We start from the raw sequence: 26,071 nt of genomic DNA on the forward strand, positions 1-26,071 counted from the left end.
CGGCACCGTGACGACGCCCGGCGCCGACGACGACGACCACCCGCCGACCAACCCGCCCGATCCACTCGATCCACACCCGAGCGGCACGGTCGCCGGGCCCCGATTCGGTGACGGAGGCACCGGTGAGTTCTCGCCGGGCTACGACGCGACCGTCCATCCCGATCCACACGCACGCCCACCCGGAGCGCCGACGGCCGGCGGACCGCCGCCCCCGGCATCGGCGTCTCCTCCGCCGAACTCCCCGCCTCCCCCACCCCCCGATTCCGCGCGTCCGCCGACACCCCTCTCGACCGCCTCAGCGTCCATCGCAGCCGACGGTCGCGGCGCGAACCGGGCGTGGATCGCTCCCGTGATCGCCGCCGTCGTGCTCCTCGGTGGTGTCGGCGTGCTGGTGCTCGGACGAGGGAGCGACGGCGGGCCCGAACCCGTCACCACTGCCCTGATCGCCGAGGCCAACGACCCCGACGATCCGATCGTGGAGACCACCGTGCCCTTCGTGACCTCGCCGCCGTTGCTCGAACCGACCACGACGATCACCACGGACTCGACCACCACGATCGCCACCACGACGACGAGCACCACGACCACGAGCACCACGACCACGGTTGCACCGGCCGCGGGTGGGCCGACCCAGGTGCAACTGGACAACGCCCTTCTCGGCATCGGCGACATCGGTGACGGCGCATGGCTCGAACAGGTGCCCGAGCCCGACGACGACCTGTGCGGCACGGCACCCGACGCGGTCGAACCCGACGCTCGAGCCGACTCGTTGTTCCAGGAGATCGTCGGTGAGCCGATCGGCGTCCGCCAGGTGTCGAACTCGCTCTTCACCTACGCGACTCCCGAGATCGCCGAGCAGGCCTTCACCGCCGACGTCGACCTGCTGGTGAGCTGCAACGCGACCACGGTCGAGGTGGAGGGCACGCAGTACCGCGTCGAGGTCGACGACGACTCGTTCACCGCCGAGGAGTCGGTCGACTTCCCCTGTGCCGACCAGTCGGCGTTCCTCGTCACCCAACTCGTCAACGACCAGGCCGCCGTGCCCTACATCGCCCAGTCGGCCGTCGCCTTCCGGTGCGGCCGCAACATCACCCTGACGACCCTCACCACGACCCTGGCCATCGACGATCTCAGTGACGACGACTTCTTCGACGCTGCGGGCCTCTCCAACATCCGCGTCGGTGAGCTCGCCGGATCCTGAGCACTCGGATCGATCCGCCGCCGATCGCTACGAGTCCTCGTCCAGCCACGCCCGGATGATCTTGCCGGCGATGCTGATCTCGGGCGGGATCATCGGCATCGCGTCCTTGCGATACCACTGAGCGTCCATGATCTCGGCTTCCTCGCAGACGATGTCGCCGCCGACGTAGGCCGCTCGGAAGCCGACCATCAGGCTGTGCGGGAACGGCCACGGCTGGCTCCCGACGTAGCACACGTCGTCGACGTCGACACCGACCTCCTCCTTCACCTCGCGGATCACGGCTCCTTCGAGATCCTCACCCGGCTCGACGAATCCGGCGAGGCAGGAGTACATCGGCATGGGGAACCGCACACCGCGGGCCAGCAGCGCCTCCTGATCGGGGCCTGGCGCGCCGCGGGTGACCAGGGTGATCATCGCCGGCGCCACTCGCGGATAGGAGATCAGGTCGCACGCCGGACACTTCAGACCGCGCTCGCCCGGCGACGGCTCCGTCGGCATCGCACACCTCCCACAGAACTGGTGGGTGCGCGCCCACTCGACGGTCTGCACCGCACGCCCCGCCAGCAGCCACTCGGACTGCGACGCGACGGAGAAGTACCCGTACAGGTCGATCGCTGCGCCGTAGGACGGGTCGTCGCCCTCGGGGACGTCGACGGCCCACCAGCCCTCGCCGTCGAGCAGGCCGATGAAGTGGGCGGGCCACGCCGGGTCCTCGGGTCGATCGTCGACGAACACCTTGGTGGCGATCACGTGGACGTAGCGACGCAGCCCGTCGAACCCGTCGGGGAGTGCGTTCAGCGCGTCGAACATCGTCGCCGTGTTCATCGAGACGGTGTTCACGACGGTGGTGGCGAGTGGCTCGGAGACGGGGTCGCTGGTGGTCATCGCCGCCATCTGTAGCACGCCACCCGACCGCCGCTCCTACGCTCACCCCATGACCGCTGGCCCCGACTCCGCCGCGACCACTCCGGCCACGGACATCGCGACGCCGCAGGCGGCGCCGCAACGCGACGACGGGGTTCTGCACCCGGGCATCGAGGTGCTGGCGCCGCTGCTCGGCACGTGGACCGGCAGCGGTTCGGGTGAGTACCCCACGATCGAGCCGTTCGCGTACGACGAGACCGTCACGTTCGGCCACGTCGGCAAGCCGTTCCTCGCCTACTCACAACGGACGTCGTCCCGACCGGTCGCAGCGGACGACGTCGCTCGCCCGTTGCACGCCGAGTCGGGCTACTGGCGCACCCCCTCGCACGGTCTCGCAGAGATCGTGCTGGCCCATCCGACCGGAATCACCGAGGTCCTCGAGGGCTTCGCCGCACCGAACAGCGCCGGCGCCACCGACACCCTGATCATCGACGTGCGATCAGCCACCGTGGCGCGCTCGTCCTCGTCGAAGGAGGTCACCCGCACCGAGCGGACCTTCGAGGTCACCGGCGACGTGTTGCGCTACACGGTCCGCATGGCCGCCGTGGGCCAACCGTTGCAGCATCACCTGAGCGCCACCCTGCACCGCGTGTGAACGACGGTTCGTGATCAGACGTCCAGTGCCACGCCGTCCAGTTCGGGCGGGAGCGCCTCGGTGCGGAGCCAGTCGTCGAAGAAGTCGTCGAGGTCGTCGCCGGAGAGTTCCTCTGCGAGCGCTTCGAAGTCGGCGGTGGTGGCGTTGCCGCCGCCGAAGCGTTGGCTCCACGTCGTGAGGATGTCGAAGAACACGTCGTCGCCGACCTCGACCCGCAGCGCGTGCAACGTGAACGCTCCACGCAGGTACACCTGGGGACCGAACAGATCCCCCGGGCCGGGATCCTGCACGTGGCGTTCGAGCGACGAACCGGCGAGGAGCAGGCCGCGGATCCAACGGTCGTAGGCGAAGTCGGGGTCCGATGCCTCGTCCCACAGCGCCTCGCCGTACGTGGCGAATCCCTCGTTGAGCCAGATGTCCTCCCAGCGATCGACGGTCACGTTGTTGCCGAACCACTGGTGGGCGAGTTCGTGGGCGATGACCGCCTGCGCGTCGCCGAACTGAAGGATGTCGGCGCCGTAGATCGACAGTGTCTGCGTCTCGAGCGCCCCGCCGAAGGAATCCTCGACCACGGCTGACCCGTACACGTCGAACGGATACGGCCCGAAGAGCTCCTCGAAGGCGTCGATCATCGCCGGCTGATCGTCGAACACCTGGCCGAGTGGTTCGACGAGATCGGTGTCGATCACGTTCCGGACCGGGGTGCCGCCGGCACTCGTGCCGCCGTCGGTGACCGTGAAGTCGCCGATCAGGATCGTCGTGAGGTAGGTCGCCTGCGGGGCGGGCTGGACGAAGGTCCACGTCGTCAGTCCGCCGACGACCTCGGTGTCCTGCAGCGTGCCGTTCGCCGCCACGGTCAGGTCGGACGGCGCGGTGATCCGGTACGTGAACGACGCCTTGTCACTCGGATGGTCGTTCGCGGGGTGGAACGTCGACGCTGCCAGCGGCTCGCCGGCCACGTAGGCGTACCCGTCCTCGGTGTGCCAGCCGGACGGTCGACCGACGTCGCCGGCGACGAACTCGTTGTCCTGCGGCGTGCCCGAGTACTCCACGACCGTGGTGAACTCCGTGCGATCCTCGATCGCAACGCTCGGTGCGATCGTCAACTCGTCCTCGTCGCGCGTGACGACCGCGTCCTGCCCGTCGACCTGGACGAGCGAGACCTCGAAGCCGGTCAGTTCGAGGTTGAACGCCGCCAGGTCCTGGGTGGCCGTCGACACGATCCGGGCGACTCCGTCGAGTCGCTCCGCAACGGGGTCCCAGTCGAGCGTCAGGTCGTAGCTCTGCACGTCGTAGCCGCCGTTGCCGAAGTCGCCGACGTACGGGTCGCCCAACGAGGCGGCCCCCGGTTCCGCCTCGGCGCCGGACGTCGAGACGGGCTCCTCGACGGAGGTGGGCGCGTCGGTCACGGCGACATCGGGCACGTCAAGGGTCGTGATCGGTGCGGTCGTGGCGACGTCCGGCGCCGGCTCGGTGGCCGGCACCGAACGATCGGGAGTGGATCCGTCACGGGACGCCGTCGGCGACTCTCCGACGATCGGTTCGGAGTCCACGCCGATCGCCGTGCGGTCGGCCTGGTTCGCGCACGCCGCTCCCACGCCGACCGTGAGCACGCAGACGGCGATGCTGGAGAACTTTCGCATGATGTCGATCCGAGTTGGAAGGTCCGGGGGCAGCACGAACGGAACGAGGAGGGCCGTCGCTGCCCGTCGACGGCCCTCCCCATCATCCCAGATCCGGCGGGTGCGATGCCGTCGGTTCGAGCCGACTTCGTTCCGCGGCACCCCATTGCGTAGCGTCTGGGTCATGTCTGATGTCGTGATCGTCGATGCCGTCCGCACTCCCATCGGGAAGCGCAACGGCGGCTTGTCCACCATGCACCCGGCCGAGACCCTCGGGCTCGTCCAGAAGGCGCTGATCGACCGGACGGGGATCGACCCGACGCTCGTCGAGCAGGTCGTCGGTGGTTGCGTGAGCCAGGCCGGCGAGCAGGCGTTCAACCTCACCCGGACCGCCTGGCTCGCAGCGGGCCTCCCACTCACCACGGCCGCCACCACCGTCGACACACAGTGCGGATCCAGCCAGCAGGCCACCGGCCTGGCTGCGTCACTGATCGGCTCGGGTGTCGTCGACGTCGCCATCGCCTGCGGCGTCGAGGCGATGAGTCGGGTGCCGATCGGTGCGAGCGGCGCGAAGCAGCTCGGCCTCGGCGTACCGATCCCGCCGCCCTACTTCGACCAGTACGAGATGACCTCGCAGTTCGAGGGTGCCGAGCGCATCGCCGACAAGTGGGAGATCACCCGCGAGGACACCGACGCATTCGGTCTGGCCTCCCAGCAGCGGGCGATCCAAGCGTGGGAGGAGGACCGCTTCGCCGGTCAGTACATCAGCGTCGAGGCCCCCGACGTCGACGAGGAGGGCAACCCCACCGGCACGACCCACGTCGTGTCGCGCGACGAAGGGCTGCGCGAGACCTCGCTCGAGAAGCTCGCCACGCTCAAACCCGTCGGCCGCGAGAACGGTGTGCACACCGCCGGCAACGCATCACAGATCTCCGACGGAGCCGCTGCCATCCTGATGATGACCCAGGAGAAGGCCGACGAGCTCGGCCTGACGGCACGAGCCCGAGTCGTCGACTCCTGCCTCGTCGGCACCGACCCGATCCTGATGCTCACCGGCCCGATCGACGCCACGCAGCGCCTGCTGACGCGCAACGACCTGACGATCGACGACATCGACGTCTTCGAGATCAACGAGGCCTTCGCCTCGGTCGTGCTCGCCTGGGCGAAGGAGACCGGCGCCGACCTGGCCAAGACCAACCCGAACGGTGGGGCGATCGCTCTCGGGCATCCGCTCGGCGGGACAGGTGCATTCCTCCTGACGAAGGCGCTCTACGAGCTCGAGCGCATCGAGGGGAAGTACGCCCTCGTGTCGATGTGCTGCGGTGGCGGCCTCGGCACCGGCACGTTGATCGAACGCATGTGACCACCATGCTGTGACCACCATCCTCTGAGCGCGATGCGGTGAGTCTTCGTCGGCCTCCGGCCGACGCAGACTCACCGCACGCGTGTTGGGGGGTGCGAGGTGGAGCGAGCCCGCACGCGGACGGATAGAACGACGACGTGGTCGACCGCAACGGTGCCGTCATCGTGTTCGTGGTCCTGGCCTGCACGGCGTGCGACGGCGCCGACGACTCGGCTCCGACCACGCTCGTTCCTGGTGCGCTGGAGGCGAACGCCGTCGTCGAAGACGTCGTCGACGGCGACACCATCGACGCGACGATCGACGGTCGCACCGACCGGGTGCGACTCATCGGGATCGACACGCCCGAGACCAAGAAGCCGAACACGCCCGTCGAGTGCTTCGGCCCCGAGGCCACGTCGTTCACCGAATCGCTCCTGCCCGTCGGCACCGCGATCCGGATCGAACGAGACACGGTCAACCGTGACGACTTCGGTCGTCTGCTCGGCTACGTCTACCGCGCCGAGGACGGAGTGTTCGTCAACTACGAGTCGATCCGTCAAGGGTTCGCCACGCCGCTCTCGATCGAGCCGAACACCGCCTACGTCGAACTCTTCGTCGAGGCCGCCCGCTCGGCCGAGTCCGACGACGTCGGACTCTGGTCGGCCTGCAAGGAGTAGCGTCTCGGTCGTGGAGTCACTGGTCGAACGGTTGGGGTACGCCGCCGACACGAAGGTCGTGATCCTCTCGTGCGACGACCTCGGCGCGAGTCACGCGTCGAACGAAGGCGTGTTCCGTGCGCTCCATGACGGCGCCGCCACCTGCGCATCGCTGATGGTTCCCGCGCCGTGGGCATGCCACGCGGCGAACAACGCCCTGCCCGACGACGACATCGGCGTGCACCTCACGCTCAACTCCGAACACGGTTGCTACCGCTGGGGTCCCGTCACGCACTCGCCGTCGCTGCAGTCGGGCGAGGGCGGGTTCCCGCGCACGCTCGCCGACCTCTGGGAGCACGCCGATCCCGCCGAGGTCCTCCGCGAGCTCCGCGCCCAGGTCGAGCGCGCCATGGTCTGGGGCGTCGACGTCACCCACCTCGCACCGCATCTGTCGGCGATCACGCTGCGACCCGAGTTCTTCGACGTGTACCTCGAACTCGCATTCGAGTACCAGCTGCCGATCCGTCTCCCGTCGACGATCTCGGCCGAACAGGCCGGGTTCCCCTTCCGCTCGCTCGCCGCCGAGGAGGGCGTCGTGTTCCCCGACCACTTCGACCACGACTGGCGCGCCGGCAGCAGGACGAGAGTGTTCGATGCGATCGGGTCGTTGCAGCCGGGTGTCACGGAAATCCACGTTCAACCGGCCATCGACACACCCGAGGTGCGTGCCTTCGCCGGCGATGCCGCCGACGGGTGGATCGCCGATCTCGACCTGGTCACCAGCGACGAGCTGCGTCGGCGTCTCGACGACGCCGGCGCCGTGATGATCGGCTTCCGCGACCTCCGCGACCTCATGCGCTCCTGAACCATCGGGTGTCATCCATTCGGTGTCTGACACCGAATGGGTCAGACACCGAATGGGTCAGACGGTGGCGACGAGGGACTCGATGGCGGTGGCGGCGTCGCCCGACTTCAGCAGGTCGAGGATCTCGCCGGTGTCGCCCGCGGCCTTCAGCTTGCCGCGCATGAACGCCACCGTCGGATCGAAGTCGGCTGCAGCCGCGTCGACGATCGGCACCGTGACGACGATCTCCGCGTCGTCCGGGCCCTGGACCCGTTCGTCCTTCTTGGCCACGACGACGCGGTACTGGACCGTGCTCATACGTTCGCATCCTGACGGATGCCGGCGAACAGGTCACGTTCGGTGTCGGAGTCCGGGATCGGGCCGACCTCGTTGCGCGCCAGGATCCAGTCCTCCCACGGGTACGTCTCGCGGAGTTGCTCGTCGGTCAGACCGAACCACCAACCGGCGTTCGGGTCGACCTGCGTGGCGTGTGCCCGCAACGCCCCGGTGCGTGCCCACTGGTAGTCGGCGACGTCGATCTTGGTGGTGATCCGGTCGTCCTGACCCTCGCGAGCCAGCCATTCCTCGGTGAACGGCGACTCGCCGGTGTACTTCAGCATCGCGTCGTGCACGGCCAGGATCCGCGCCTTGGCCCACACGGCGTAATAGAGCTTCAGCGGCTGGAACGGCTCGCCGAGCTCGGGGTACCACTCGGCGTCGCCGGCACGGTCGAATGCGAGCACCGAGATGTCGTGCACGCGCAGGTGATCGGGGTGCGGGTAGCCGGCCTGGTCGTCGCCGTAGGTGATGATGACCTGCGACTTCGTTCGTCGGATGACCGCCACGAGGCGACCGACGGCTTCGTCGAGGTCGGCCTGGTGGAAGCAGTCGGGGTGCTCGTTCGGTTCGGTCTCGGCCATCCCCGAGTCGCGATAACCGAGCATCACGACCTCGTCGAATCCGATGACGGCCGCCGACTCGGCCAGCTCCGACGCGCGCAGGGACGCCACGAGTTCGCGCTCCTGCTCCGGCGTGAGCCCGTGGAAGGGCTGGCCCTCCTCACGAAGCGACGGGTTCTGCAGATCGCCCTCCTCGCCACCGGTGCAGCACACCAGCACGGTGTTCGCGCCGTGCGCCTTGTACTTCGCCAGCGTGGGTGCGCCCTTCGATGCTTCGTCGTCGGGGTGGGCGTGCACCGTCAGGATGGTCAGTGGGGGATTCGTCTCGGACACGTCGGCCACGCTACCCACGGCGACCGACCGGCTCCCACGAACCGTCACGCACGACCAGGCCCCGTCGGGCCCGAGAGGATCGGGTGGTGCGCCGCCCTGGGGCGCAACGGTGCCACTATCCTCGCCCACCGTGTCCCGACGCCCCGTTCGCCTCGCCGTCGCCCTCGTCGCGGCGGCGCTCCTGAGCGCCTGCGACACCGGCGATGGGACCACCCTGCGAGAGCCCGTGGCACCGACCACGCTTCCCCCACCGGACACGACACCGCTCGAGACCGTCCCGTTGGAGGATCCGGCCCTCGACGCCCCGATCGTCTCGGACCCGATCATCGGGAACCCGATCGTCGAGAGCGACCCGCCGATCGACGGTGGCCAGACGATTCCGGCCGCTGAGACCGACAACTCGACGACGGGTTTCGCGCTCTTCACCCCCTGGGCGCCGAACGCTCCGATCGACGTCGTCTACACGTGCGACGGGGCGGACTCGTCGCCGGCGCTCTCCTGGACCGGCGTCCCCGCCGGCACACAGGAGTTGGCCATCAGTTTGGTCGACGAGTCGAACCTGTCCAACGGTCGACCGTTCATCCACTGGGTGCTCGCGGGGATCGCCCCGGACATCGACCGGATCGGTGACGGCGAGGTCCCCGCGGGTGCGATCCGCGGTCTGAACTTCTTCGGCGACGTCGGGTACACGGGTCCGTGCCCCGACCCCGGTTCGTCGGGCACCTTCACGATCACCCTGTTCGCGCTCAACCAGCAACTCGAACTTGCCGATGGAACTCCCGCAGCAGAATTGCTGGACGTCATCGCCACGGTGTCGATCGACTCCACGAGCTCGACCGGAACCGTCACCCGCTGACGGCCCGCCGTTCGGCTGCGCGAAGCGGGAGGAGTACTCCACGGAACGGGACCGATGACGAACGACCAACCTCAGCCGGCGACATCGACGTCGTCGTCGCCGCCGTCATCGCCGCCGCCTCCACCGCCGGCGTCGGCTGCTCCACCCTGGCCGCAGTTCGCCTCCCCGCCGTCCGTTCCTCCACCACCGCCGTCGACGGCCGCTCCCCCATCACCGACCCCGCCCCCACCGCCGAACCCGCCCGCTCCACCGTCACCACCGCACCCACCTCCGGCCTCGACGCCTCCAGCGCCTCCCGCCGTCGTGGACCTCCCGCCCGCGCTCCGTCGACTGCTGCACCACGACGGCACGGCGATCGCAGTGTTCGGCCTCGACGGGTCGATCCGCGACGTGAACACGCCGATGCTCCGCCTCGTCGGGGCCTCGTCGGTCGTCGAGGTGAACGCCGGATCCCCCGCCGACGGCGTGCTGCGCTCGTTCCTCGACCAGATCCCGTCCGAGTTGTTCCGCAGCGGAGCACACGTCTGGCACGGTCGAGTCGACCACCACGATCCGAGCGGACGGCGACTCGTGTTGCGTGCGACGGCCAGTGCCTCCCACGACGCAGCTGCGTCGGGCGGTGGCGATCTGGCACTGCTGCTGCACGACATCACCGACTCCGACGACCGGATGCGCGCCCTCGTCCATCGGGCGACGCACGACCCGCTGACCGGACTCGCGAACCGCCATCAACTCCTGCGTCAGCTCGCCGGTGCGGTCGCTGCACAACGCGGCCGCGTCGGCCACGTCGCCGTGATCTTCCTCGACCTCGACCACCTCAAGTACGTCAACGATGCCTTCGGACACGGAGCCGGCGACCGGCTGCTGGCGTCCTCCGCACGGCGTCTCGAGCAGGCCGTTCGACCCGCCGACGACGTCGCCCGCATCGGTGGCGACGAGTTCCTGGTGATCGCCACCGACGTGACCGACTCGGTCGATGCACTCGAACTCGCCGATCGCATCCGTCGAGCCCTCACGGGTCACCTGAGCGTCGGCGAGATCGACCTCGACTTCTCCGTCAGCGTCGGGGTCGCCCTCACCGACGAGGACGTGATGGACCTCGACGACGACGACGCCGCATCGATGCTGATCAGCAACGCCGACTCCGCGATGTACGAGTCGAAACAGAACGGGCGCGGCCGGTGCACGGTGTACACGTCCCAGATGCGTTCCACGGCGCGGCGTCGCACCGAGATGGCCGGCGAACTCGCCCGTGCCCTGACCGACGGCGCCGTCGGCGTCGCCTACCAGCCCATCCACTCGGCCGTGTCGGGTGCCGTCGTGGCCGCCGAGGCGCTCGTGCGCTGGAGCCATCCGACGATGGGTGACATCGACGCCGCCACCGTCGTCGAGGTGGCCGAGGGTTCGGGGGCGATGGGCCGACTCGGTGAGTTCGTGCTCGAGCAGGCGCTCGTCGACCTCGGCGCATGGCAGGCGACGGGTTCGGCCGACTCGACGTTCGCGGTCCACGTGAACGTCTCACGGGTCCAGCTGGCATCGTCGTCGTTCGTCAATCTCGTGATGGACCGCCTGCGCCACCACCGTCTCGCTCCGGCGCAGCTCGTGTTGGAGGCGCGGGATTCGCCGCTCCTCGGGCGCGAATCGGAGGTCGTCCGATCGATCCGCGCCCTGCGTCGTTTCGGTGTGCAGATCGCCGTCGACAACTTCGGCACCGGCGCCAAGGCGCTCGCGGTACTGACCGATGTCGGTGCCGACGTGTTGAAGCTCGACGGCTCGCTCGCGCTGCCGTCGGGCTCCACGGACACCGACATGAGACTCGTGCGCGCCGTCGTGCTGCTCGCACACTCGCTCGACATGGAAGTGGGAGCCGAACGCGTCAGCGGCAACGACCAACTCCGTCGACTGCAGGCCGCGGGCTGCGACATGGTGCAGGGCAACTTCATCGGCCGACCCGTGCCGGCCCACGCCCTCGATTTCTCGGTGTCGCCCACCATCTGACGGCGCTCGGGCTGACGGTGCTCGGGCTAACGGCGCTCGGGCTGACGGTGCTCGGGCTGACGGTGCTCGGGCTGACGGCGCTCGGGCTGACGGCGCTGGGGCTGACTCGACGCAGCGGACGCCCACCCGACCGCGGGTGGATGCCTCCCGGGACTCGGTGTCGATCGCCGCTCGTGCGCTGCTCCGTGCGGGGGCCGGTGTTTCGGGATCGGTCAGACATCGCTCGGTAGCCTGGTCGCGTGCCGTTGCCGTTGCCTTCGTCCGACTCCGGAGATGCCGACCGTCGCTCGACCCTGCCGCCGCCGCCACCGTCGCGCGGCACATCGCCCGGGAACATCCAGTCCGCCACCGCACCCGCAGGTCCGCCGCCGCCCGCGAGCACGCTGCCGAGCGCTCCGTCGGGGAACGACGTCTGCTACCGCCACCCCTCGCGGCCCGTCGGTCGCCACTGCACGCGATGCGGAAAGCCCGCCTGCGCCGAGTGCCTGCACCAGGTGTCGGTCGGCAGTCACTGCACCGAATGCGTCAAGGCCGCCCGACCGGACATCAGGACCCGGGCCAAGTACTGGCAGGCAGGCAAGCCGGCGATCGTCACCACCACGCTCATCGCGCTCAACGTCGTTGTGTTCGTGATCCTCGGCCTCGTCTACGGCCTGAGCGACATGATCGGGCAGTCCGGCGGGGAGGCCCACGCCCGCTTCGGACTCTTCGGCCCGGCTCTCGGCGGCGATCCCATCGGCCTGTTCCGCACCGCCGACGGCGACCTCGTCACCTCGAACGGGAACGAGTGGTACCGCCTCGTCACCAGTGGGTTCCTGCACTACGGGATCATCCACATCGGCTTCAACATGTACATCCTGTTCATGCTCGGCAACATGCTCGAGCCACAGCTCGGACGGGTCAAGTTCCTGTCGATCTACTTCGCATCGATGCTCGGCGGGTCGGCCGGAGCGCTGCTGATCGAACCGAACGCCCTGACGGCCGGCGCGTCGGGTGCCGTCTTCGGGCTGCTCGGCGCGGCGGCCGTCGGCATGTGGCACCAGGGCATCAATCCGTTCTCCACGGGCGTCGGTCGGTTGCTGTTGATCAACCTCGCGTTCACGTTCCTCTGGCCGAACATCTCGATCGGCGGGCACCTCGGCGGCGTGGTGGCCGGAGCGCTGTGCGCCTTCGTGATGATGGCCCCCGCCTACAAGGGATTCCCGCGCTGGGCCGCGAGCATCACTCCTCTCGCCGTCGCCGTGGTCGCCGTCGTCGCCTCGGTCGTCGCGGTTCGCTGATCGTCGACTCACCGCCGAGGCGGGCGTAGCCTCGGGCCATGGCCCTGCGTCAGACGCACATCGACCGAATCCGCGACGGCAGCTTCGACACGCTGATCATCGGCGGCGGGATCAACGGCGCGGTCACGGCGGCGTCGCTGGCCGGACGCGGTGCGAGTGTCGCACTCGTCGACCGCGGCGACTTCGCCCACTTCACGAGCCAGGCATCGTCAAACATGGTGTGGGGCGGTTTCAAGTACCTCGAGAACTACGAGTTCTGGCTCGTGTTCAAGCTCTGCCAGTCCCGCAACCGCCTGATGCGGGCCTATCGAGCGAACATCAAGGAGATCGGCTTCTACGCCGCCCTCCAGGACAAGCCCTACAAGCCCTGGTTCGCCGCCCTCGGAGCGTTCGGCTACTGGGGCATCGGTCAGTTCGGCACGAAGCCCCCTCGCTATCTCTCCACCGAGAGGATCGAGAAGGAGGAACCGGCGATCAACACCCAGGAGGTGGCCGGAGGAATCGAGTACCGCGACGGCCTGTTGATCGACAACGACGCCCGATTCGTGTTCAGCTTCGTCCGCTCGGCGATCGAAGCCGGCGCGGCTGCGGCCAACTACGTCGAACTCGTGTCGGCGCGCCGCGACGGCAACCGCTGGATCGCACGCCTGCGCGACGTCGACACCGGTGACGAGTTCCAGACCCACGCCCGCACCATCGTCAACGCAGCGGGCCCGTTCGTCGACGAGACCAACCAGGGCTGGGGCCTGCAGACCGACCACCGCATCGTCTACTCCAAGGGCATCCACCTGGTCGTCCCCCGTCTCACCACCCGCAACCACGACAAGGTGCTGGCGTTCTACGACGACGCCGAGCGCCTGTTCTACGTCATTCCCATGGGGCACCGTTCGGTCATCGGAACCACCGACACGCGTGTCGACACGCCCTACACCGAGGTCACCGACGACGACATCGACTTCCTGCTCGCCCAGATCAACGCGCGACTCGATCTCGACGAACCGCTGACGCGCTCCGACATCATCGCCGACCGCTGTGGGGTGCGACCGCTCGTGGTGCAGACCGACGGCGGCGACCAGCAGGACGTCGACTGGACCAAGCTCTCCCGCAAGCACGCCGTGGAGACCGACCACCGCCAGCGGGTGGTCACGATCTTCGGCGGCAAGCTCACCGACTGCCTGAACATCGGTGAGGAGGTGGCCGCCGAGATCGAGCAACTCGGTGTGCCGCTCGAACGCGATCTCCACAACTGGTACGGGGAGCCGGCCAAGGCCACGAAGAAGGAGTTCTTCCGCCAGGCCCGCCTGATGAAGCTCGACCGGATCCGGTCGAAGCCCGAGGTCGAACCGTTGTCCGACCGCCTGTGGCGCCGTTACGGCCGCCGTGCGTTCGCGATGCTCGACGCGATCCGTGAGGAGCCGGCGATGGCCGAGGACATCATGGGTTCGGCCGACTACATCCGCATCGAACTGCACGAGGCCGCCCGGTCCGAGATGGTCACGAAGCTCGAGGACTTCATGCGGCGTCGTTCCAAGATCGAGCTGGTCGTGCGCGACGAGGACATCGCTGCGTCAGCGGGCCTGCGCGAGGTGGCCGAGATCCTGTTCGGCGCCGACGACGCCGACCGACGCCTCGCCGAGTACTTCGGAGGCGAGGACCGGGTTCCCGCCGCCGTCAGGGCCGGACCCCGCCCGACCGAGGCCACCAAGTCCGCCGGCCACACGCTGGTCTCCCCGCGCTGAACACCGCGATGCTCTCCACCCTCCGCAGTTGGTTCACCCGTCCCGCACCGGAATTCGATCCGGCCTGGGAGTCGATCCTGCGTGAGAAGTACGCACACTGGTCGATCCTCGACACCGACGAACTCGCCCGGATGCGGATGCTGACCGCCCGGTTCATCGCCGACAACGACTGGGAAGCCGCCCAGGGGATGAAGATCACCACCGAGGTGCAGGTGCTGATCGCCGCGCAGGCCTCGATGCTCCTGCTCGGGCTCGAGATCGACGAGTTCTTCGACGTCACGTCGATCATCGTGCACACCTCCACGGTTCGTCTCCGGGGTACCCGACGGAGCGCGGCGGGAACGATGAGCGACGGCGTGCAACACCTCGCCGGCCAGGCCACGCCGAAGGGTCCGGTGGTCCTGTCGTGGTCGGCGGTGAAGCGAGGCGCGCTGCGTCCCGACGCCGGCGAGAACGTCACGTACCACGAGTTCGCCCATCGTCTCGACATGCTCGACGGCATCACCGACGGCACGCCGCCGCTCGGCAGCGACGAGGCGACCACGCGTTGGGCGGCGATCTGCACGCCGGCCTTCGAGCGGGTCCAGACCGGCGACTCCGTCCTGCGCAACTACGCCGCGACGAACATCGCCGAGTTCTTCGCCGTGGCCACCGAAGCCTTCCTGAACCGCCCCGACGTGCTCGTCGTCCACGAACCCGACCTCTACGCCCAGCTCCGGTCCTTCTACGGACAGGATCCGGCAGCGAGACTGTCACGAACGACGATCGCCTGACCGCATCCGATTCAAGCCCGGCCCCGACGGTACCGATGACTGCCGCGTGACATCGTCGTGGAGGCCGACAGGGTTCTCGTTCGCCCTGCGACTGCTCGCGCTCCTGCTCCCACCTCTCCTCGGCGTCGGAGTCCTGGCATTCCAGCGGATCGAGACCGAGCAGACCGCGTCCGCCAACGCCCGTCGAGTCGTCGACGAGGCTCGACTCCAACAGGACGTGGCTGCGGTGTACGGACCGGCCCAGCTCGAACAGGTTGCGCTCGAGGGGTTGGCGGCGGTCGACGCCCTCGGTGTCGACCGCGAGATCGTCGTCTCGGTCACCGGTGTCGACTTCGGGCAGGTGTACGGCGACAACGGGGCGCTCCTCGACGCCCGCCTGGACGACCTGATCGAACGACACGGCTCCGTGGCGGTCGCCGGCTCCACGCTCGCCATCCGACTCACGTTCATCCGCGGCGCGATCGCCACGCAGCGCCGGTTGTCCGGGGAGTTCCGCGCGACAGAACGCGATGTGCGCCTCGTGTTCGAGGACCTCAACCGACTCCTGGCCGACGCCCTCGACACCAGGAACCCCACGGCGTCCCCGTCGGCCACACCGCGCATTCTCGTCGCCGACCAGATGCGACTCGCCGCACTGAGCGACGTGCTGTCGGCGGCCGGTGGTCGGGGCACGGCTCTCCTCGACGGTCTCCTCAACCGGACCGAGCTGACGATCGGCGCCATCGAACAGGCGTCGGGCCGTCTCGACTACGCGATCGAGAGATACGAATCGCTGATCGGCACCGACGCCGGGTTCGCTGCCGTCCTCGCTGGCCTCGAACCGGTCCCCGACGAACTGCTGTTGCGTTCGCTCACCGAGTCGGACGCCGACGTGTACGACCCCGTGTACATCCAGACCTCTGCCGGGGCTCTGCTCAACCAACTGGAATTCCTGGGGTCGATCGAGGCGTACTCGGCCCGTGTCCACGAAACAGTGGTCGACGGTCTCGATGCCGACGCCGTGGCCGCGAACTCCGCGGTGTCCAACACCCGTCTGTTCGCCGGCGCCATCGCGATCGTCAGCCTCGCCACCCTGCTCCTCCTGGCCTGGTCGACGTTGCGACCGCTGCGACGCCTCACGAATCGTGCTCGCGACATCAGCGACGGGTCGTTCGACGTCGAGCCGCTCCCCGAACGCGGTCCCCGTGACGTGCGGTTCCTGACCACGACGATGAACTCGATGGCCACGACGCTGCGGATGGTGGATCGCGAGATCGCCGATCTCGCATCGGACTCACCCGGCGAACACGACCGCAACCTCCCCGGCGCCATCGGCATCTCGATCACCCGCTCGTTCGATCGGCTCGAAGAGGTGTCCGCTCGTCTCCAGGAGAGCGAGCAACTGGCATCGGCCATCGTCGAGCACGCCGCCGACGCGATCTGGACGATCGACGCCCACGGGCTGATCACTTCGGCCAACGGCGCCTCGGTGGGTCTGACCGGCGTGTCTGCCACTCGACAACTCGGTGAACCGCTCGAGCGATACCTCCCGAGCACTGCGGGTGAGGTCGACATCCGCAGCGAATCGGGCGAAACCCTGAGGGTCCTCGTGGCGAGCAGCGAGATCACCAGCGGTGATCAGGCGCTGACGACCGTGATCGCACACGACATCTCCGAGCGCCTGCGGTTCGAGCAGAAGCTCGCCCACCAGGCCAACCACGACGCACTCACGGGTCTCCCGAACCGCTATGCCGTCCTCGAAGCGCTCGTCGCGACGCCCGTCGGCGACTCGGTGTCGGTCCTCTTCCTGGACCTCGACGGCTTCAAGTCCGTGAACGACACACGCGGGCACCTCGCCGGCGACCGTGTGCTGGCCGACGTCAGCCGCCGCCTCTCGAGCAATGTGCGGCCGGGTGACTTCGTCGGACGACTCGGCGGAGACGAGTTCGTCGTGATCATGCGCCACGTCGAGGACGGCGACGACGCGATCTCGTTCGCCCACCGCCTGATCCGCGAGATCGAGCAGCCGTACCACGACGGGCAAAACCTGTTCGCCCTCTCGGCAAGCGTCGGGATCGCCGTCTTCCCCCACGGCATCGCTGCCGAGGGATGCGACGCGCTCGGTGCCATCCGACGCGCCGACTCCGCCGTCTACGCGGCCAAGGGCAAGGGGCGGGGTCGTGTCGAGGCGTTCGACGAACGACTCCAGAACCGCATCGTGGACGAAGCAGAGATCGAACTGGCTCTGCGCAGCGCCGTGCGCAACGACGAACTCGAGATGCACCTCCAGCCGGTCTTCGACGCCGTGCTCGGCCGGTTCACCAGCGCCGAGGCGCTCGTGCGTTGGATCCGACCCGGCCACGGCATGATGCCTCCCGGCCAGTTCATCCCGATCGCCGAGCGGTCGTCGCTGATCGACGAGATCGGTCGATGGGTCCTGGATCGTGCGTGTGCGATCCTCGCCCGCTGGGCACAGGACGACGTGCTGCGCGAGTTCAGGATCGCCGTCAACGTGGCCGGATCGCACCTCCTCGACGGGGACCTCGTGGCCGACCTGGACGCTGCGGTTCGCCGTTCCGGAGCCGACCCGACGCGCCTCGAGTTCGAACTCACCGAGACACAGTTGATGGCCGACCACGAGCGTGCTGCATCGATCCTGCGCACGATCCGTCGACGCGGCATCAAGGTCGCGATCGACGACTTCGGCACCGGGTACTCGTCGATGGCATACCTCCGACAACTCCCCATCGACACCCTCAAGATCGACCGGAGCTTCATCGCCCCGATCGGCGGCAGCGATGCCGACGGCGACACCACCGTGGTCGACGCACTTCTGACGATCGGCCACGCACTGGGGCTGTCGGTGGTCGCTGAAGGTGTCGAGACCACTGCCCAGATGGAGTACGTGACGACACACGGGGCCGACCGTGTCCAGGGTTTCCTGCTCGCCCGTCCGGCCTCGATCTCCGCCATCGAGACGGTACTGCGTCAGGGGCGAACCGCTGATGCTGAGTCCGCCTCGGCGCATCAGCCATGACCTGAGACGGCGGGCGGGCACACCGCCACGAGCTGGGAAATGCTGAGTGTCTCCGACTCAGCATCATGACGGTTCGGTGTTTTCGGATCGGCGTGGCTTCCCAAATCACCGGCACTCTGGCATCGTGAGGACATGAGTGATGTCCTGTCCGCCTCCATCGAACTCCCGACGCTGGTGTTCACCGCGCTGCTCGCCATCGCCGGCTGCATGTGGCTGCTCTCGCTGATGGGCGCGATCGACATCGAGATCGATGCGGCCGACGGCCTGCTCGACGACGCGCTCGAACCACTCGGCCTGTCCGAGGTCCCCGCCACGATCATGCTCACCGTGTTCGCTCTGGCCGGCTGGTTCGTGTCGGTGCTCACGAGCGTCTACGTCCTCGACGGCTGGTTCGGCACCACCGCCGTCCTCGCCCTGCTGGCCACGGGGATCGGCGCTGCGCTGGTCGCTCTGCTCTTCGTGGCGTGGCTGGCACCTCGACTCGCCGTGGTCTTCGTCACCACCACGGCGCCGTCGAAGCGCGAGCTCCTCGGTCGGATCGCCGAGGTGCGCTCCGCCACCGTCACCGAGACGACGGGCCGAGGCGAGGCAACGTGGCCGGACGGCACCGTGTCGACCGTCGACCTGCGCACCACGGCCGGCACCGGCGTGGCCCCGGGCGAACTCAAGCGCGGCGATCTCGCCCTGATCGTGGAGTGGAACGAGGCCACCGACGACTTCTTCGTCGGCCGCGTTCCCGCCGAGTTGCTCGACTGAGGCAGGGTGCGGGGAGACATCCCCGCACATCCATCGGTTCGTTTCGACCATGATGTGTCCGTACATCGTGGTCACCACCAGATGATCGACGCTCACTCCCATCCGGGATCGGCGCTCGACATCGCTTCGAGAAAGAGTCAGTGATTCAACATGGGAAGTGCCCTCGCAGCGGCCGGCGTCGTCGTCGTCATCGTGGTCGTCGTCGTCCTCCTCGTCGCCGTGATGGTGTCGAGGCTGTTCCTCAAGGTCCCGCAGGGTCAGGCGCTGGTCGTGTCGAAGTGGCGGTCGGTCGTGGTCACCTTCACCGGCCAGATCGTCATCCCGGTGATCCACAAGGCCGAGATCATGGACATCTCGGTCAAGAACATCCAGATCGAGCGGCGCGGCAAGGGCAACGGTCTGATCTGCAAGGACAACATCCGTGCCGACATCTCGGTCGAGTTCTTCGTGAAGGTCGATCCCACCGAGGAGGCCGTCAAGAAGGTGGCTCAGGCGATCGGCTGCGAGCGGGCGTCGGACATCCAGACGCTGAACACGCTGTTCGCCGCGAAGTTCTCCGAGGCACTCAAGACGGTGGGCAAGAAGTTCGAGTTCGAATCGCTCTACACCGACCGTGATTCGTTCCGTGACGAGATCGTCGAGATCATCGGCAAGGACCTCAACGGATACGTCCTCGAAGACGTCGCCATCGACTACCTCGAGCAGACGCCGCTGGCCGATTTCGACCCCGACAACATCCTCGACGCCGACGGCATTCGCAAGATCACCGAGCGCACCGCCATCCAGCACATCGAGACCAACAAGGCCGAACAGCACGAGCGCGAGGAGACCACTCGTCGCACCGTCGACGCCGACAAGGCGGTGTTCGAGATGGAGCGCGATCGTGCCGAGGCCGAGGCACGTCAGCAGCAGGAGATCCGCACCGTCATCGCGCATGCCGACGCCGAGGCGAAACTCGTGGAGGAGGCGGAACGCAAGCGTTCCGAGGAGGCCCGACTCGGTGCCGAGCAGGGCATCGGTGTCGCGAACGAGAACAAGGAACGCGAGGTCGCCATCGCGGGCTTGAACCGTGAACGCGTGGTCAAGGTCGAAGCCGAGAACATCGAGCGGGATCGACTGCTCGCGGTCACCGGCCGGGAGACCGCCGTGGCCGAAGCGAACAAGGAGAAGGAGGAGCGGGCGCGCGAACTCGCCGACGTCGCCCGTGGCCGCGTCGAGGCCGACCTGGGTGTGGCCGAGAAGGAAGAGGCCATCGCGACCCTGCGCGTCGTGGAGGACGCCCAGCGCCGGGCGGACGCCGCGATCCGCACCGCCGAAGGTGACGCCCAGGCGTTGTTCGTCGGGACCGTGAAGGAAGCCGAGGCCTCCCGTCAGGCTGCGACATCCGAAGCCGAGCGGGCCACCATCCTCGCCCGCGCGAACGCCGACGCCGCCCAGCAGGATTCGCTCGCCGCACAACGACGTGCCGAAGGCGCCAAGGCCGAGGCCGCAGCCGGCGGTCTCGCCGAGGTGCAGGTCGAGCGCGAGCGCGCCGACGCCGTCCGGGCGCTCGGTCTGGCCGAGGTCGAGGTCAAGCAGGCCGACGCCGAAGCCGTCCGATCACTCGGCGCCGCCGAAGGCGATGCCACCAAGTCCAGGCTGTCGGGTGAAGGCCAAGGTCTATCGGCCAAGGCCGAGGGCGTCGGAGCGATGACGGCGGCCGGCCAGGAGCACGAGGAGTTCCGCCTGCGCCTCGAGACCGACAAGGAAGTGGCGCTGGCCGGCGTCAACGCCAAGGCCGACGTGGCGCGGTCCGCTGCGGCAGCGCTGGGCGAGGCCATGGCGAACGCCGACATGAAGATCGTGTCCGACGAGTCGATCGTCGAGCGGATCCTGTCCGCGGCCGGTGCCGGTCAGGCGATCGACGGTTTCGTCGGGAGCAGCGACAGCGCACGGCGCCTGCTCCAGCCCTACTTGGAAGGCGACTCGAACCTGGTGCAGGACGTCGCCGCCGGAGTCGGCGGCGTGGGTGCCGCAGGCATCCGTGACCTGACGATCGCCGAGTTCGTCGCCCGTCTGGGTGGTCGCATGGGCGGCGACTCCGCGCTGATCGACCAACTCAAGGCCGCGGTGGAGTCGAGCGGCCTCGCGACCGAGAACGTCGGCAACGTCATCGATGTCGACTGACCCCGGGTGTGGGAGGGGTCTGACCCACTCCACACCCGAGGCGCACGACCCCGCTCCGCACCTCGATGGTGTGGAGTGGGTCAGACCCCTCCCACACCATGACTGACACCTCCACCACCGAGACACCGCAGGGTGATGCCGCTCCCGAGCAGACGCTGCGGGGCGGGTCCTACGACCTGCTGCGTCGACGACTCGCCGGCCAGGCGAGCGAGCTCGAACAGATCGCCCTCGGGATCGACGCGGCCCGCATCGAGGCCTTCGGCTCGGTCGATCTCGCGCTGACCGGTGCGGATCGTCTCGCCACCGATCTGGCCTGCCTGCCGCGCGACATCGCTCGGATCGGCGACCTGTTGCTGCTCGGCTTCAACATCGACGTCGAATTGAGCATCCAACGACCCGAGCAGGTGTTCGCGTTGTACGCGGCGAGCGAGGTCTCCACCGATCAGCCGACCCTGACCCCCGTCGCCGACGACGATCCGCGCAACTTCCTGGCCGATCCCGAGTTCCGCAGCGAGTTCGACAAGCTCGTGCGGTTCTTCGGCAAGAGTCGGTTCACCGACCTGCGCACCACCCAGAACCAGCTCTTGGCAGTGTTCCAGGTCGGCGACCGCGTGGACGACGTCCGCGCGTTCCGATGGACGCTCAGCGGCGACGGTGCGTCACGAACGGCCACGTTCGTCGATGCCCGTGGAGACCGTGACTACACGTGGCCGCCTGCGCACGACCAGGAATGGACCGCAGCGACTCGAGAGGATCAGCGTGCGGGTGCGTACCCGGTCGTGTCGATCAAGGACGAGGTGTTCGTCGGATTCCGCCGCGGCCGACTCCAACTGCGCGTCGAGACGGGGCAGGGCGGCTCGCACGCCGAGATCGACGAACCCGTCACGAACGTCGGCCAGTCGCTCGCCGACATCTCCGTCGACCACCTGACGATCGGCGACATCCTGCTGATCCGCGTCCGCCTGTACGAGGAGGCGCCGCGGACGTACGTCTTCTCCCGACGCAGTCGGTCGGGTCAACGCGTCGATGCCGCAGGTGTCGCGTCACGGCTCCTGCCGGGCGGCGAGGGCGTCGTGTTCCCGGGCGGCTTCCATCTCACGTCGACCGGCACCCGCGTGTTCGACGTCGACGTCGACGGCCTCCAGTTCGAGGAGACGATCGCCTCACCCAACGGTGAGGACGTCCTGTACGTGTTCCACCGGCGTGAGACGGGCACCTATCTGCTGATGCCCTACAACCTGGTGAAACGCCAGGTCGCACAGGTCATCACCGCACACGGTTTCGCCACGTTCGCCGATGGGTCGATGGTCCTGTTCCGCGACCAGGGCGTCGACGCCGATTCGGCGAAGATCCACCCGATCCAGTGGTGGAGAACGCCGTTCGCCGACGCCGACCACGTCCCCGATGCGGGTGACGACAACCCGTGGATGCAACGTGTGGGGAACGCCTCGCTCGTGGCAGGCCTCGGCGACGTCTACGACGTGGTGCGACTCAGCCGTGACGAGCAACCGACCGCCCGGTCGTGGGAAGGACTCGCCTCGGCGACCCGCCGATCGATGGATCAGCACCTCTGGTTCGTCGACCCCGAGGCCGCAGGTCTCCACGCCGCAGCGCACGAGGTGCTCACCACGGCGGGCCAGTTGCTCGACGAACACAAACTGGTCGAGCGCAAACGCTCCGCTGCGCGCGGCTCGCTCGCCGCCGCCGAGACATCGGTCCGCCAGGTGCTCAACGGCATCTCGACCGCCTCGACCCCCGACCAGGTGGTGGGCGCACTCGGGCAGTTGCGCCGGGCACGAGGTGAGATGTCCGTCGTCGCCGACATCGACTCGATCGACACCGGTCGCGTCGAGGAACTCATCGGTGAGCTGGACGCAGGTGTGGCCGAACTGTCCACGCGCGCCGTCGACGTGTTGTCACGACCCGGTGCATTCGCCTCGCTCGAGTCCGAGATCGCCTCGGCGGAAGCGGGCGTGACGGACGCGACGACATCGGCGCACCTGGACGAGATCGGTCGACGGCTCCAGTCGATCGGCAACGACCTCGACGCGGTGATCGACACGGTGTCGGCGCTCGAAGGAGGCGACCCGACGGTGCGCACCACGATCGTGCGCAGCGTCTCGGAGGTCGCAGGATCCGCCAACCGGGTCACTGCGCAGCTCGACTCGAAACGACGCAACCTCGGAGCCAAGGAGGCCGAGGCCGCGTTCGACGCCGAACTCGCACTCGTCGAGCAGACCTTGAACGGCTCGGTCGCCGGTGCCGGCACACCCGACGAGTGCGACTCCGTGCTCGCCCGACTGCTCGTCACGATCGAACGGTTGGAGTCCCGCTACGGCGACGACCCCGACGCCAGCGCGTCCATCGCCGAGGTGCGCGCCACAGCGCACGAGGTCGTCGGCGAGCGGCGCACCGCGCTCCTCGACGAACGCAACCGGCGCGCCACCCGCATCGTGGACGCCGCCACCCGACTCCTCGCGACCGTCACCCGTCGTGCGAGCGAGTTCGCCGACGACAAGGAGATCGCATCGTTCTTCGCGACCGACCAGCTCACCTCCCGGGTGCGTGAACTCGCCGACGAGTTGGAGTCGCTCGACGACGCCGGTCGCGCTGCCGAGGTGCGCAGTGGCCTCCGCGACGCCGCCGAGGAAGCACGCCGTCGCATCCGCGACAAGGCCGCCCTGGTGTCCGACGACGGCGCGGTGGTGCTCGGTGGCGTGCGGCTCGCACAGAACAACCAACCCTTCGAGATGGTTCTGTCCTCGCGCACGGACCCGCAGGGCAACGACACCGTCGCGGCGACCATCACCGGCACCGACTTCTCGGCCGACGTCAGCGCCGAACTCTCCGGGTTCGAGGATCTGCTCGGTCGCACCTTCCCGTCCGAGACGTCCGGCGCCCGCGGCGTCTCACGCAGCGAGTACCTGGCGTGGGCGGTCCTCGAGACGATGACCGACCGGCCGGGCGGACTCACCGAACTCCTGGCGGCCACCGCGAACCCGGCGAAGATGAACGAGCTGTGTCAGGCCGAGGCCGAACGCCGGCACGGCGACGGCTATCAGCGTGGCGTCCACGACCAGGATGCAGCACGCATCCTCTCCGCCGTGATGCCTGCACTCGAAGCCGAGCCGCTCCTGCGCTACACCGGCACCGTCCGCGGCCTCGCCCGGCTCTGGCTGTCGCAACTCTCCTCCCCTGCCCTCGATGGCTGGGTCGCGAAGGCGAAGGCCGCCGAGACCGCCGCCCAGCGACTCGGTGCCACTGGACCGGCACGCCGCCTGGCCGAGGAGGCAGCGCACGAGATCGAACAGTTCGTCGCAGCGTCGTCGGCGCCCGAGACGCACCGAGCCGTGTTCGGGCCGATCGAGATCGAGCGCGCAGCCGACTACCTGATCGACGAACTCGCGGTCGGCCCGGAGGTCATCGCGTCTTCGGCGGCCACATCGCTCGTCGGGGAGATGCAGAAAGATCTCGGCAAGGACGGCGTGGCCGAGCTGCACGTGGCACTCGCTTCGGAGGCCGATGCGGTGGAGCGGTTCGTTCTTGCCCAGGACTGGGTCGCGGCTTTCGTGGCCGCCGATCCGTCACGAGCCGATCGGGAGTTCGACGTGGCCGAGGCTGCGTCGATGTTGGCCACGCCGGACCTCGCCGTGCGGACGGCGAACCAGGGCGGGGCGATCACGGTGACCGGGCTCGTGGCCGACCATCCGCGTCTCGTCGACGGGCAGCTCGTCACCCGGACCGACGAACTCGCCGAAGGAGCGGGCGCCCTGTTCGCCGAGATGCAGTCGCGGTGGCCGGCCTACTCCGAGGCGCGGCGCCGGGTGGTGGATCGCCAGAGCGCAGTCGTCAAGCTCGACGAACACCGACCCCAGGTCATGTCGGGCTTCGTGCGCAACACGCTGATCGACACCGCACTGCTCCCGCTGTTCGGCCCGAACCTCGGTCGACAGCTCGGCACGGTCGATCCGACCGACGTGGCACGTCAGGGCCTCCTCGTCGTCGTGTCGCCCCCCGGGTACGGCAAGACGACGCTGATGGAGTGGATCGCCGACCGGTTGGGCCTGCTGATCGTGAAGGTGAACGGCCCGGCGCTCGGCCACGACACGACCAGCCTCGACCCCGCCGATGCCCCGAATGCGGCCGCCCGCGCCGAGATCGAGAAGGTCAACCTGGCGTTCCGGATGGGTCGCAACGTGATGCTGTACGTCGACGACATCCAGCACACCTCCCCCGTCCTGCTGTCCCGGTTCATCCCGCTGGCCGATGCGACCCGGCGGATCGAGGGGGTCGTCGACGGCGAGCCGACCACGTTCGACCTGCGCGGCAAGCGGTTCTGCGTGGTCATGGCAGGCAACCCGTACACCACTGGCGGCGGGCGCTTCGAGATGCCCGACATGCTCGTCAACCGTTCCGACGTGTTCAACCTCGGCGACGTGTCGGGCGAACACGGCGAGGCATTCGCCCGCTCCTACATCGAGAACTCACTCACCGCGTGTCCGACCATCGCGCCGCACGCGTCGAAGCTGCTCGACGACCTCGCTCCGGTGCTGCAGATGGCGGCGGGCCGCGCACCGGTCGAGACGAGTGGCCTGGAGCACGCCTGGGACGGCGCCGAACTCGATGGGACGGTTCGTGCCGTGTCCATGCTGCGTCGTGCCCAGGAGGTGCTGCTGAAGGTCAACGCGTCCTACATCGCATCGGCGGCCACGGCCGACGAGGACCGGGTCGCGCCGCCGTTCCTCCTCCAGGGCTCGTACCGCAACATGGCCCGCATCGCGAGTCGGGTGGTGCCCGTGATGACCGAGGCCGAACTCGACATGGTCGTCGACGACCACTACACCTCCGAGGCCCAGACCCTCACCGACAAGGCAGAACAGAACCTGCTCGCCTACAAGTCGCTCACCGGCCGCTCGACCGCCGCCGAGGCCGCTCGCTGGCAGGAGATCCTCGATCGCGCCGGCGCCCGAGCCGCAGCCGCCGACGGCGTGGGACGCGTGGTCGGCGCACTCGACCGCCTCACCGGCGCCGTGCTGCACGACCCCGACCACCCCGCCCCCGGCGTCTGACC

Annotated in this window: 18 protein-coding genes; 14 read left to right on the top strand and 4 right to left on the bottom strand. The window is 68.5% G+C overall.

The genetic code is table 11. The features are described 5' to 3' along the window. The first annotated feature begins 7 nt into the window (after window positions 1-7). Window positions 8-1,201, top strand: a complete 1,194-nt coding sequence (locus ABJK40_RS21640; RefSeq protein WP_348479888.1) for a hypothetical protein — start codon at window positions 8-10, stop codon at window positions 1,199-1,201. Between the two features lie 27 nt (window positions 1,202-1,228). On the opposite strand, the gene nudC is transcribed toward ABJK40_RS21640, so the two are convergent. Next, window positions 1,229-2,086 carry an NAD(+) diphosphatase gene (nudC, locus tag ABJK40_RS21645; RefSeq protein WP_348479887.1) on the bottom strand — a complete coding sequence of 286 codons (858 nt, stop codon included), beginning with the start codon at window positions 2,084-2,086 and terminating at the stop codon, window positions 1,229-1,231. Window positions 2,087-2,135: 49 nt separating this feature from the next. On the opposite strand from nudC, the gene ABJK40_RS21650 reads away from it, so the two are divergent. Next, window positions 2,136-2,720, top strand: coding sequence for an FABP family protein (locus tag ABJK40_RS21650; protein WP_348479886.1), 585 nt, complete (start codon window positions 2,136-2,138; stop codon window positions 2,718-2,720). Between the two features lie 14 nt (window positions 2,721-2,734). Here the strand turns inward: ABJK40_RS21650 and ABJK40_RS21655 are convergent, their stop codons facing one another. Then, the gene (locus ABJK40_RS21655; protein ID WP_348479885.1) at window positions 2,735-4,363 is read right to left on the bottom strand and encodes a M1 family metallopeptidase; all 1,629 of its coding nucleotides are present in this window, start codon (window positions 4,361-4,363) and stop codon (window positions 2,735-2,737) included. A gap of 163 nt (window positions 4,364-4,526) precedes the next feature. Here ABJK40_RS21655 and ABJK40_RS21660 point away from each other — a divergent pair, with 163 nt between their 5' ends. The 3 genes from ABJK40_RS21660 (at window position 4,527) to ABJK40_RS21670 (ending at window position 7,205) form a co-directional block, all read left to right on the top strand. Next, window positions 4,527-5,705: a steroid 3-ketoacyl-CoA thiolase gene (locus ABJK40_RS21660; protein WP_348479884.1), complete on the top strand. Its 1,179-nt coding sequence runs from the start codon at window positions 4,527-4,529 to the stop codon at window positions 5,703-5,705. Window positions 5,706-5,842: 137 nt separating this feature from the next. Next, entirely contained in the window at window positions 5,843-6,361 is a 519-nt protein-coding gene (locus tag ABJK40_RS21665; RefSeq protein ID WP_348479883.1) for a thermonuclease family protein, read from the top strand. A 10-nt stretch (window positions 6,362-6,371) separates the two neighbouring features. Then, window positions 6,372-7,205 carry a ChbG/HpnK family deacetylase gene (locus ABJK40_RS21670; protein ID WP_348479882.1) on the top strand — a complete coding sequence of 278 codons (834 nt, stop codon included), beginning with the start codon at window positions 6,372-6,374 and terminating at the stop codon, window positions 7,203-7,205. Between the two features lie 57 nt (window positions 7,206-7,262). On the opposite strand, the gene ABJK40_RS21675 is transcribed toward ABJK40_RS21670, so the two are convergent. Next, on the bottom strand, window positions 7,263-7,502 hold the full coding sequence (locus tag ABJK40_RS21675; protein WP_348479881.1) for a hypothetical protein: 240 nt from the start codon (window positions 7,500-7,502) through the stop codon (window positions 7,263-7,265). Further along, complete coding sequence (locus ABJK40_RS21680; protein ID WP_348479880.1) at window positions 7,499-8,416, bottom strand: PIG-L family deacetylase; 918 nt, start codon at window positions 8,414-8,416, stop codon at window positions 7,499-7,501. Before ABJK40_RS21680 ends, ABJK40_RS21675 begins: the two co-directional genes overlap by 4 nt. A 130-nt stretch (window positions 8,417-8,546) precedes the next feature. On the opposite strand from ABJK40_RS21680, the gene ABJK40_RS21685 reads away from it, so the two are divergent. From ABJK40_RS21685 to ABJK40_RS21725, 9 genes are all read left to right on the top strand, one after another. Continuing rightward, on the top strand, window positions 8,547-9,272 hold the full coding sequence (locus ABJK40_RS21685) for a YbhB/YbcL family Raf kinase inhibitor-like protein (protein WP_348479879.1): 726 nt from the start codon (window positions 8,547-8,549) through the stop codon (window positions 9,270-9,272). Between the two features lie 303 nt (window positions 9,273-9,575). Then, window positions 9,576-11,270 (top strand): EAL domain-containing protein, encoded by a 1,695-nt coding sequence (locus ABJK40_RS21690; protein WP_348510397.1) that lies wholly within the window; start codon window positions 9,576-9,578, stop codon window positions 11,268-11,270. A gap of 239 nt (window positions 11,271-11,509) precedes the next feature. Continuing rightward, entirely contained in the window at window positions 11,510-12,550 is a 1,041-nt protein-coding gene (locus tag ABJK40_RS21695) for a rhomboid family intramembrane serine protease (protein WP_348479877.1), read from the top strand. Window positions 12,551-12,588: 38 nt separating this feature from the next. Then, window positions 12,589-14,289 carry a glycerol-3-phosphate dehydrogenase/oxidase gene (locus ABJK40_RS21700; protein WP_348479876.1) on the top strand — a complete coding sequence of 567 codons (1,701 nt, stop codon included), beginning with the start codon at window positions 12,589-12,591 and terminating at the stop codon, window positions 14,287-14,289. Window positions 14,290-14,297: 8 nt separating this feature from the next. Further along, entirely contained in the window at window positions 14,298-15,062 is a 765-nt protein-coding gene (locus ABJK40_RS21705; RefSeq protein WP_348479875.1) for a M90 family metallopeptidase, read from the top strand. 46 nt (window positions 15,063-15,108) lie between these two features. Continuing rightward, window positions 15,109-18,078, top strand: coding sequence for an EAL domain-containing protein (locus ABJK40_RS21710; RefSeq protein ID WP_348479874.1), 2,970 nt, complete (start codon window positions 15,109-15,111; stop codon window positions 18,076-18,078). Between the two features lie 132 nt (window positions 18,079-18,210). After that, a complete protein-coding gene (locus ABJK40_RS21715) occupies window positions 18,211-18,834 on the top strand; it encodes a hypothetical protein (protein ID WP_348479873.1) in 624 nt (207 codons plus the stop codon). A 150-nt stretch (window positions 18,835-18,984) separates the two neighbouring features. Next, window positions 18,985-21,000, top strand: coding sequence for an SPFH domain-containing protein (locus ABJK40_RS21720; RefSeq protein WP_348479872.1), 2,016 nt, complete (start codon window positions 18,985-18,987; stop codon window positions 20,998-21,000). 98 nt (window positions 21,001-21,098) lie between these two features. Beyond that, on the top strand, window positions 21,099-26,069 hold the full coding sequence (locus tag ABJK40_RS21725) for a DNA repair ATPase (protein WP_348479871.1): 4,971 nt from the start codon (window positions 21,099-21,101) through the stop codon (window positions 26,067-26,069). Window positions 26,070-26,071 lie beyond the last annotated feature (2 nt).

Source organism: Ilumatobacter sp. (genome assembly GCF_039969435.1).
Taxonomy (GTDB): Bacteria; Actinomycetota; Acidimicrobiia; order Acidimicrobiales; family Ilumatobacteraceae; genus Ilumatobacter_A.

Bases quoted from the DNA above. Each gene is read 5' to 3' on its own strand.
- ABJK40_RS21660 (WP_348479884.1), top strand. From the start codon at position 4,527: ATGTCTGATGTCGTGATCGTCGATGCCGTCCGCACTCCCATCGGGAAG.
- ABJK40_RS21705 (WP_348479875.1), top strand. From the start codon at position 14,298: ATGCTCTCCACCCTCCGCAGTTGGTTCACCCGTCCCGCACCGGAATTC.
- ABJK40_RS21725 (WP_348479871.1), top strand. From the start codon at position 21,099: ATGACTGACACCTCCACCACCGAGACACCGCAGGGTGATGCCGCTCCC.
- ABJK40_RS21700 (WP_348479876.1), top strand. From the start codon at position 12,589: ATGGCCCTGCGTCAGACGCACATCGACCGAATCCGCGACGGCAGCTTC.
- ABJK40_RS21720 (WP_348479872.1), top strand. From the start codon at position 18,985: ATGGGAAGTGCCCTCGCAGCGGCCGGCGTCGTCGTCGTCATCGTGGTC.
- ABJK40_RS21675 (WP_348479881.1), bottom strand. From the start codon at position 7,502: ATGAGCACGGTCCAGTACCGCGTCGTCGTGGCCAAGAAGGACGAACGG.
- ABJK40_RS21655 (WP_348479885.1), bottom strand. From the start codon at position 4,363: ATGCGAAAGTTCTCCAGCATCGCCGTCTGCGTGCTCACGGTCGGCGTG.
- ABJK40_RS21650 (WP_348479886.1), top strand. From the start codon at position 2,136: ATGACCGCTGGCCCCGACTCCGCCGCGACCACTCCGGCCACGGACATC.
- ABJK40_RS21715 (WP_348479873.1), top strand. From the start codon at position 18,211: ATGAGTGATGTCCTGTCCGCCTCCATCGAACTCCCGACGCTGGTGTTC.
- nudC (WP_348479887.1), bottom strand. From the start codon at position 2,086: ATGACCACCAGCGACCCCGTCTCCGAGCCACTCGCCACCACCGTCGTG.